This window comes from Myxococcus vastator (assembly GCF_010894475.1).
Classification (GTDB): Bacteria; Myxococcota; Myxococcia; order Myxococcales; family Myxococcaceae; genus Myxococcus; species Myxococcus vastator.
In genome coordinates this window covers 1-9,426 of the sequence record NZ_JAAIYB010000332.1, presented here as the reverse complement: position 1 = coordinate 9,426, position 9,426 = coordinate 1, and the positions used below count along the sequence as shown (strand labels likewise).

9 protein-coding genes are annotated in these 9,426 nt (G+C 70.7%); 3 read left to right on the top strand and 6 right to left on the bottom strand.

From position 1 onward, the window contains the following. Window positions 1-922 (top strand): metallophosphoesterase (locus tag G4D87_RS26940; protein WP_163785328.1); only part of this gene is annotated, 922 nt, incomplete at its 5' end. On the opposite strand, the gene G4D87_RS26935 is transcribed toward G4D87_RS26940, so the two are convergent. The 5 genes from G4D87_RS26935 to G4D87_RS26915 all read right to left on the bottom strand — a co-directional run bounded on the left by G4D87_RS26935 (window position 876) and on the right by G4D87_RS26915 (window position 4,851). Then, window positions 876-1,547, bottom strand: coding sequence for a class II aldolase/adducin family protein (locus tag G4D87_RS26935; protein ID WP_163785326.1), 672 nt, complete (start codon window positions 1,545-1,547; stop codon window positions 876-878). The genes G4D87_RS26940 and G4D87_RS26935 overlap by 47 nt on opposite strands. Further along, window positions 1,544-2,650: an S-methyl-5-thioribose-1-phosphate isomerase gene (gene mtnA, locus G4D87_RS26930; RefSeq protein WP_163785324.1), complete on the bottom strand. Its 1,107-nt coding sequence runs from the start codon at window positions 2,648-2,650 to the stop codon at window positions 1,544-1,546. Before mtnA ends, G4D87_RS26935 begins: the two co-directional genes overlap by 4 nt. After that, the gene (locus tag G4D87_RS26925; RefSeq protein ID WP_163785322.1) at window positions 2,647-3,531 is read right to left on the bottom strand and encodes an S-methyl-5'-thioadenosine phosphorylase; all 885 of its coding nucleotides are present in this window, start codon (window positions 3,529-3,531) and stop codon (window positions 2,647-2,649) included. Before G4D87_RS26925 ends, mtnA begins: the two co-directional genes overlap by 4 nt. 117 nt (window positions 3,532-3,648) lie before the next feature. After that, a complete protein-coding gene (locus G4D87_RS26920) occupies window positions 3,649-3,903 on the bottom strand; it encodes a hypothetical protein (protein WP_163785320.1) in 255 nt (84 codons plus the stop codon). 138 nt (window positions 3,904-4,041) lie between these two features. Then, complete coding sequence (locus G4D87_RS26915) at window positions 4,042-4,851, bottom strand: alpha/beta hydrolase (protein ID WP_163785318.1); 810 nt, start codon at window positions 4,849-4,851, stop codon at window positions 4,042-4,044. A gap of 208 nt (window positions 4,852-5,059) precedes the next feature. Here G4D87_RS26915 and G4D87_RS26910 point away from each other — a divergent pair, with 208 nt between their 5' ends. Next, window positions 5,060-8,257 carry a type 2 lanthipeptide synthetase LanM family protein gene (locus G4D87_RS26910; protein ID WP_240358645.1) on the top strand — a complete coding sequence of 1,066 codons (3,198 nt, stop codon included), beginning with the start codon at window positions 5,060-5,062 and terminating at the stop codon, window positions 8,255-8,257. Between the two features lie 85 nt (window positions 8,258-8,342). Beyond that, window positions 8,343-8,585: a mersacidin/lichenicidin family type 2 lantibiotic gene (locus G4D87_RS26905; RefSeq protein WP_205507739.1), complete on the top strand. Its 243-nt coding sequence runs from the start codon at window positions 8,343-8,345 to the stop codon at window positions 8,583-8,585. Between the two features lie 146 nt (window positions 8,586-8,731). Here G4D87_RS26905 and G4D87_RS26900 read toward each other — a convergent pair. Next, window positions 8,732-9,426: DUF1501 domain-containing protein (locus G4D87_RS26900; protein WP_163785312.1), on the bottom strand; the 695-nt coding region annotated here is incomplete at its 5' end.

Sequence of the window (9,426 nt, the reverse complement as noted above, 5' to 3'; positions counted from 1 at the left end):
CACCGCGCCCCAGGCCAACCCCGCCCCACCGGTGAACCTGGCGCGCCGCAACCTGCTGACGAACGCTGGCCGCGCGGTGCCGCTGCTGGCGGCCGGGACGAGCTCGGTGGGGCTCGCCAATGGCTACACGCAGTTCTCCGTCCGCGAAGTCGACATCCACCTCCCCGGCCTGCCCCCGGCGATGGACGGGTTCCGCATCGGCCAGATTACGGACGTCCACGTCGGCACCTTCATCGACACCCAGTACCTGCAGAACGCCGTGCGGGCGATGAACGACGCCAAGGTGGACCTCCAGGTGATGACGGGGGACCTCATCGACGACCTGGACCAGCTCGACGGCACCATGGCGGCGCTGTCGGAGTGCGAGGCCCGCCACGGCATGCTCGCCATCCTGGGCAACCACGAGCACTGGCGCGGCCTGGGGGCCATCCGTCAGGCGTACGCCGACGTGGAGGCGCGCGGCGGCCCCGTGCGCCTGCTGGTGGACGCGTCCCATGCCTTCGAGCACGCCGGCCAGCGCGTGCGCGTGGTGGGCGTGGACTACCCGATGTCCGGCCGCAGTCACCGCGTGAAGGCCGAGCGCATGCAGCAGTCCGCGGAGGTCAGCTTCCGCGACGTGGCGCCCGAAGAGGTGGTGCTGTGCCTGACGCACCACCCGGACTTCTTCCCGCTCGCGGCCGAGCGCGGCGCCCGGCTGACGCTGGCCGGCCACACCCACGGCGGACAGGTGGCCTTCCTGGGCGTCCCGGCCTTCTGGTTCGCCTTCAAGTACATGCTGGGCCGCTACCGCCAGGGCGACCACCAGCTCTACGTGTCCGGCGGAACGGGGCACTGGCTGCCCTTCCGCATCGGCGTGCCGACGGAGGTGACGGTCCTCACCCTTCGCGCGACGGGGGCGTCGGCTGCTGGCCGTACGTCTTGAACTTCTCCAGGACGCGCGCCATCTCCGCGCCGTCCAGCAGCACCGGCTCACCCACCTGGAGCGCCCGCCAGTACATGGCGGCCAGCGTCTCCACCTCCACGGCCAGCTTGAAGGCCGCCGGCAGGTCCCTGCCCAAGGCCACCATGCCGTGGTTCGCCATCAGACAGGCCTTGCGGCCCTCCAGCGCGGACAGCACGTGGGCCGCGAGCTCCGCCGTGCCGAACGTGGCGTAGGGCGCGCAGCGCACGTCCGTGCCGCCCGCCGCGGACACCATGTAGTGGAAGGCGGGAATGTCCCGGTGCAGGCACGCCAGCGTGGTGCAGAACATGGAGTGCGCATGCAGCACCGCGCCCACCTCCGGCCGCGCGGCCAGGATGTCCAAGTGGAGCTGCCACTCCGACGACGGACTCCGGCGGCCCTCATGGCTGCCGTCGAAGCGCATCAGGACCAGGTCCTCCGGCACCAGCGCGTCGTAGTCCATGCCGGTGGGCGTCAGCAGGAAGCCGTCCTCCACGCGCACGCTCAGGTTGCCGGAGGTGCCCTGGTTGAGCGCGGACGCGTTCATCCGCCGCGCGGTGACAATCATCGACTCGCGCAGGGCGAGGTGCTCACACGCACCGCTCATTCCGCCCTCCCGCGCCGCTCCGGGAAGAGCGACAGCAGCCCTTCGTGCGAAGCCGGGCACACGCCGCGCTCGGTGATGAGCGCCGTCACCAGCCTCGCGGGCGTCACGTCGAAGGCGTAGTTGGCGGCGGGGCTCCCCTCGGGGGTAATCCGCACCGTGGCCACCTCGCCCGACGCCAGCCGTCCGGTGACGTCGCTCAGCTCCGCGCCGTCGCGCTGCTCAATCGGAATCTCACGCACCCCGTCCCGCAGCGTCCAGTCGAGGGTGGGCGATGGCAGCGCCACGTAGAAGGGCACGCCGTTGTCCTTCGCCGCCAGCGCCTTGAGGTAGGTGCCAATCTTGTTCGCCACGTCGCCCTGGGCCGTGGTGCGGTCCGTGCCGACGATGCACAGGTCCACCTGTCCGTGCTGCATCAGGTGGCCCCCCACGTTGTCCGCGATGACGGTGTGCGGGACGCCGTGCTGCCCCAGCTCCCAGGCCGTGAGCTGCGCGCCCTGGTTGCGCGGGCGCGTCTCGTCCACCCAGACATGCACGGGGATGCCCGCGTCGTGCGCCTGGTAGATGGGCGAGAGCGCGGTGCCGAAGTCCACCGTGGCCAGCCAGCCGGCGTTGCAGTGGGTGAGCACCTCCAGCCGACCCTGGCGGCCCTTGCGCGCCCAGGCCGCCTCCAGGAGCTTCAGGCCATGCGCACCGATGGCGCGGTTGATGGCCACGTCCTCGTCGCTGATGGCCTCGGCGCGGCGAAGCGCGGAAGCCACTCGCTCAGCAGGTGGCAGCGGCGCCAGGAGCTGGCGCATGTCCTCCAGGGCCCAGTGCAGGTTCACGGCGGTGGGACGCGTGCCCCGCAGCACCGCGAGCGCGTGCTCCAGCGCACCGTCCGAGGCCTCCGCGCGCATCGCCAGCCAGACGCCATAGGCCGCGGTGGCGCCGATGAGCGGCGCGCCGCGCACCTGCATGCTCCGGATGGCATGGGCGGCTTCATCCAACGTCGTCAGCCGCACGGTGACGAGCGCATGTGGCAGCCGCGTCTGGTCAATGGCCTCCGCGGCCTGTGCGTCCGGCGCCAGCCAGAGGGAGCGCATCGGCTTGCCCTGGACCTTCATCGGCGCAGCACCCGGCCCGCCACCGCGGACAGCTTCTCCACCATGCCAGCGTCCCAGGCCGTGGGCGCGGTGATGATGGCGTGGTCCAGCGCCTTGTGGCAGCCCTGGGCACAGGGGCCAGTGTGCGCCCCGAGCAGCGGCACCACGTTCTTCACCAGCCCCTTCGCCTTGCCCGCGTTGCCCAGCAGCACGGAGACGACCTGGTCCACCGTGACGGCGTCATGGTCCGGATGCCAGCAGTCGAAGTCGGTGACCATGGCCACCGTCGCGTAACAGAGCTCCGCCTCCCTCGCGAGCTTGGCCTCCGGCATGTTCGTCATGCCGATGACGTCACAGCCCCAGCTCCGGTACAGGTGGCTCTCCGCGATGGAGGAGAACTGCGGCCCCTCCATGGCCAGGTACGTGCCGCCCCGGCGCGCGACGACGCCCAGGCCCTCGCACGCGGAAATCACCGCGTCCCCCAGCCGCGAGCACACCGGCTTCGCCATGGAGACGTGCGCCACCAGCCCCGTGCCGAAGAAGCTCTTGTCCCGGGCGAAGGTCCGGTCGATGAACTGGTCCACGACGACGAAGGTGCCCGGTGGGTATTCCTCGCGCAGGCCCCCCACGGCGGACAGCGACAGCAGGTCCGTCACCCCGCTGCGCTTGAGCGCGTCGATGTTCGCGCGGAAGTTGATGTCCGTCGGCGCCAGCCGGTGGCCTCGCCCGTGACGCGGAAGGAAGACGACGCGGTGCCCTCCCAGCGTGCCGAAGCACAGCGCGTCCGAAGGCTCACCGAAGGGGGACGTCACCTTCTTCCATTCGACGTCCGTCAGGCCATCGATCTGGTACAGGCCACTGCCGCCAATGATGCCGATGACGGGTGCGGTGGGGTTGGACATGCGGCGGGCTCCCGGTGGACGCCGGCACAAGGACCGCGCCGGCGGCAGGGAGCGTAGGAGTCGCGGTGGCCTCGGGCAAGCCTCCGCGCCCCCGTCACGGTTGCAGCGCCCCTGGGCTCAATAGGGGCTGATGTAACAAACCGTGCCGCCCAGCCCGCCATCTTCGTTCGGGCAGTCGGAAGGGCACTCCGACATGCGCTCCATGCAGCACACGCCATCACCACAGACGGGAGCATCCCGCCAGGACAGGGAGTCGGTCCGGGTGGCCGCCTCCTCCGCGAGCGCGTCGCCTTCGCCAGCCTCCGGAACGGGCCCGCAGGCCAGCAGGAGCGAGGCACTCAACGACACCACTACGGACATGACGTTTCGCATGGGGATTTCCTTGCAGTCGAGCGGGAGCTGAAGCGCTCACCAGTCTTCCACCCGGCTCCCCATGAAGCCAGACACCCACGAGTCGCTGTCCGGTCGGAGACAATGACAAACAGCGTCAAGTCCAGCGAACTCCGCCGCTCAAGGCGCTCCCAGCGCGAACGACGCCATCCGGTGTCTGTATATCTTTCCAGCGTCTTCGAGGACATCGTTGTGCCCCGCCCCGGCCACTGTCTCCACCACGGCCTGGGGGAAGAGCGTGCCCAGCCGGCGCCCCATGTCCACGGGGATGAGGGTGTCCTCCTCGCCATGGATGATGAGCACGGGGAGCTTCACGGCGGCGGCCTTGGACGCGGTGTCATACCGGTCCCGGGCCAGCAGGCGGACGGGCAGGAAGGGAAAGGCCGTGGCCCCGAGGTCCGGGATGGACGTGTACGGACTCACGAGCATGACCCGGGAGCCGTGCCCCCGCCGCGCCATCTCCACCGCCACGCCCGTCCCCAGGCTGCGGCCACTGAGCACCGTCTGCTCGGCGGTCACGCCCTTCGCGCGCAGCCACGCGAGCGCCGCGTCCGCCGCGGCGTAGATGCCCTCCTCCGTGGGATGTCCCGGCGACGCGCCGTAGCCCGGGTACTCGACGGTGAGGAAGCCCAGCCCCCGCGCTCGCATCAAGCTGCCCAGGCCCAGCTGCGTCAGCACCTGCTCGCCGTTGCCGTGGAAGTGCACCACCGTGGGCGAGCCTGGAGGCGCCGGCAGGTGGAACAGGTCCACGTACAGGCCTCCCTCCAGCGGCAGGCGGCTGAAGCCGTCGCCTTCCGCCAGCGGCGGCGTGCCCTTGGGAGCCGGGTAGAGCAGGGAGCGCTGCAGGGCGAACATCGCCACACACAACACGAGGTAGCTTGAACCGAAGATGGCCAGGAAGAGGATGAGCATGCGGCGCAGCCGAGACATCGGCCCAGTCTGCCGCAGTTCGCGACGCAGCGCGACGGCGGATGGCGTCACGCTCGCAGTGGGCAATACCAGTCATCCCCACCGCAGCCGACCAGGCCCCCTGGCGCTCGGCCCGGCGGCGATGCAACGATAGCGATTGAAGGCGCCATCAAAGACAGACCACAGGACGACTCGGACACCCCAGGCCGCCGCCTGGATGGGAGAAGGCGTGACGTCTCAATGGGTGCTGGGCCATGCCCTGGAAGAGCGGCTACCATCGCTCAGGCTGCGCGGCGCTCCGGCCGCGGTGGACGCGGCACGCGCGCATCGCAGGCTGGAGCGCTGGCGCAAGCAAGAGCCCCTCACGCGGGACTCGCTCTGGGCCGAGCGCCTGCGAGCCTCGGGGCTGACGGAAGCGGAGCTGCACACCCTCCTGGGAGAAACCACGGAGGCGCTGCAGGCACGCATGAAAGCGCCGCCACCGTGGCAACGTGTCATCGAGCAGGCTTACACGTCGGAGATATCGCCGCCCTTCACCTGGCCGGAGCCCACGCCACCGGGCGCGGCCCTGCTCGGCCTGGTCGAGCCACTTGTCCACGAAGCACACGCACGGCTCGTCTCCACCCTGGACACCTGCCTGCGGGACTCGCCCGGAGCACCGTTCGAGCCGGAGCCCACGGCTCGCATGTTGCTCGCGCCGCTTCCACGGACGTTGATGCCCTTGCTGGGACGGACGCTCGCGGTGGAGCTGCGCATCACCCAGCTCGAAGGACGGCTCCAGGGAGACACGCCCGAAGCACGCTTCCAGGACTTCGCCCAGCAGCTCCGGCGACGCGACGTGGCGCTCGACATCCTCCGCCGCTACCCGGTGCTCGCGCGGCAAGCCGTGGAGTCCATCACCGCGTGGGGAGCCACGGGCGTGGAGCTGCTGAAGCGGCTGGCCCGGGACGCCGCCGCGCTGTGGCACCGCTTCCACGGCGGTGTTCCTCCCGGCCCGTTGGTGGAGGCCCTGGGCGGGCTGTCAGACCCGCACCGAGGTGGGCGCACCGTCTTCCTGCTCCGCTTCGCCTCGGGGCTGCGGCTCGTCTACAAGCCGCGCCCGCTCACGGCGGAGGCCACCTTCCAGCAACTCGTCTCCTGGCTGAACGCGCGCGGCCTCACGCCTCCGCTGCACACGGTGGAGGTCCTCTGCTCGGATGGCTACGGGTGGATGGAGTACGTGGAGGCCGCGCCGTGCCATTCAGCCGAGGAGGTGCGGCGCTTCCACCTGCGGCAGGGCGCGCTCGTCGCGCTGCTCTACGCGATGGACGTCACCGACATCCACTACGAGAACCTCATCGCGGTGGGCGAGCACCCCGTCCTGGTGGACCTGGAGACGCTCTTCCATCCGCACACGCTCGCGGCCTCCATGCGGGATGTGGAGAAGCAACCCGGTGCGGTGCTGAACGGGACGGTGCTCAAGAGCGGGCTGCTGCCCCAACCCGCCTGGCGCGCGAAGGACGGCACGGAGGTGGACTTCAGCGCCCTGGGCGCCAACGAGGGACAGCTCACGCCACTGGGCTACCTGGTGGCGACGGCGCACGGCACGGACCAGCTCCGCTTCGAGCGGCGGCGAATGGAGATTCAGGGCGCGGCGAACCGCCCCCGACTGAAGGGACAGGACGTCTCCGTGGCGGTGCAGGCGGATGCGCTCGCGCAGGGGTTCTCCAGCCTGTACCGGCTGCTCGCGGAACACCGGGATGCGCTGCTCGCCCCAGACGGGCCGCTCGCGGCTTTCGAGCACGCGCCCGTGCGGGTGCTCTTTCGCGGCACGGCCAGCTATGACGCCCTGCTGCACGAGAGCATGCATCCCCATGCGATGGGGGATGCGTTGGACCGGCAGCGCTTCTTCGACCACCTCTGGCTGGCCGTGAAGGAGCGCCCATACCTGGCGGCCCTCATCCCCTTCGAGCAGGAGGAACTGCAGCGCGGCGACATCCCCCGCTTCACCACCCTGCCCGGCTCGAAGGACCTGTGGTCAGGCGCGGGCCGCCGGCTGCCCGACTTCTTCGACGACTCAGGACTGGAGCGGGCGCGACGACGCCTTGCGGGGCTGTCACCGGAGGACCACGAGCGGCAGCTCGCCTTGCTGCGAAGCGCGCTCGACCGGGTCCGGATGGCGGCGAGCCCGGGCCCGCGCCCCCGCTATCCATTCCGCGAGATGCCCGAACCCGCGCAGCCAGACGCACTGCTGGCGGCGGCACGACGCGTGGGAGCGCGACTGGCGACCCTGTCATTCTCCGGCGCGGGGCATTCCCACTGGCTGTCGCTCGAGATGTCCGACGCGAAGGAATGGCGGCTCGTCCAGGTGGGGACGGACTTCTACCAGGGGCGCTCAGGCATCGCGCTGGTGCTGGCGCAGCTCGGCGCCCTGACGGGGGAGGCTCGCTTCACGCAGACGGCCCAGGGCGCCCTGCGTCACCTGACCTGGCGCCTGGAGGCCGCGCCAACACAAGTCCGTGGCGTGGGCATCCTCAATGGCTGGGGCGGCATCCTCTACGCGCTGACGCACCTGGGGGCGCTGTGGGGGGACCGCGCGCTGTTCGAGACCGCCGAGTCCCTCGTGGAGGTCATGGCCCCTCTCGTGGAACAGGACGAACACCTGGACCTGGGGGGTGGCTGCGCGGGCGCCCTGCTCGGACTGCTGACGCTCGTGGGGCAGCATCCATCCGAGCGTGCGTCACGGCTCGCGCGAGCCTGTGGGGAGAAGCTGATCCTGACGGCCACGCCCCAATCCCAGGGCCTGGGCTGGCTTTCACCCGCGACCGGCGGACTGGCGCTGTGCGGACTGGCACATGGAGCGGCGGGCATCGCGCTGGCGCTGCTGCGGCTGGCCTCCGCCACGGGCGAGCCCCGCTTCTTCACCGCGGCGCTGGAGGCGCTGGCGTATGAGCGTGGCCGGTTCTCGCCCGAGGTCGGCGACTGGCCCGACCTGCGCGCCGACGCTGGCATGCACGGCGGTGATGGACCTGCCTTCATGTGTGGCTGGTGCAATGGCGCGCCCGGCATCGGGTTGGCGCGCCTCTCCGGACTGCCGATACTCGATGACCACCGGGTGCGGGAGGAGATCGCCGCGGCGGTCCGCGCCACGCTCGCGGGGGGCCTCGGCTACAACCATGGCCTGTGTCATGGCGACCTGGGCAACGTGCTCTTCCTGCTGGAGGCCGCGCGCGCACTGAATGATGACACGCTGCTGCGGCGCACCTACCAGCTCGCGGGCGGCATCCTCCAGGGCATCGAGTCACACGGCTATCTGCATGGCCTGCCCGACAGCATCGAGACACCGGGACTGCTGGTGGGGCTCGCGGGCATCGCCCATGGATTGTTGCGGCTCGCGGCGCCGGAGCGAGTGGCGGACCTGCTCTCCCTGGCCCCGCCCGTCTCGTGACGCAGCCTCGTTCCCGACGAACTCCGGTACCGCGAGGGTTGGCGGTCCGTTGGCAGTCCCCCAACAACCCAAGAGGAGCAGCACCATGAGCCACAGCGACAAGAATCACATCCTCCGCGCCTGGCGTGACGCCGACTACTACGACAGCCTCTCCGACGCGGAGCGCGCCGCGCTCCCGGCCAGCCCCGCATCCGTCATGGAGCTGGAGGATGCGACGCTGGCGTTCATCACCGGCGGCGATGCCGAGGCCACCTGCCCCACCACCCCCACGCCCAACGAACTCACCTGCCTCAACACGGCCTGCGGGATGTCCGCCTGCTGCCGCTGAGCGACGGAACATGAGCTGACGCGGAAGGGCCGTGGCCGCTCGACGTGAATGCGGACGTGTCCGGGCGGGGGAGCGGCGGAGGAAGGCCGCTCCCCTGTCTGCCCCGGACGGAGTTGATGCGACTCGCCGACAGGTGAGCGCAGCGCCTATCCGAACAGGCCCAGCGCCGGGCGCGACGTGAAGCCAGGAAATACCTTCTCGAGCGCCACACCGGGCCGACAGGCACGCAGGACTTCCGCCAACGGTGCGCGCACGTCCGTCCAGGCAGGCACATCGCGCCCGTCCTGCAAGCGCTCCGTCTCCAGCGACTCAAAGCGCCCGTACACCTTGCCGCCCCTCACTCCGCCGCCCAGAACAAACATCGCGCTGCCCACGCCGTGGTCCGTGCCACGGCTGCCATTCTCCCGCACCGTGCGGCCGAACTCCGTGAGCACCACCACCGTCACCTGCTCCAGCTGAGCCCCCAGGTCCTGCGCGAAGGCCGCGAGCGCGCCTCCGAGTTCCTGGCAGCGGTTGGCGAACGCCCCCGTCGCGGCGCCCTGCGCGGCGTGCGTGTCCCAACCTCCCAACTCCGTCGCCGCCACCTCCAGCCCCACCTCGCCGTGGATGAGCCGCGCGATGTCGCGCAGCCGCTGTCCGAGCTGCCCCTTCGGATACTCCACTGCCGCACGCGGAGCGCGCTTCGCCAGCCGCGCCTCGTCCAACAGCGACATCGCCTCGAAAGCGTCCTGGCCCGTCGTCCGCAGCGCCTCGTCCACGGCGCTCGCGTAGAGCGCATTGAAGCCTCGGGTGGCCTCCTCACCTCTGCGCCCGCCCCTCAGCCTGTCTCTTATACACACCT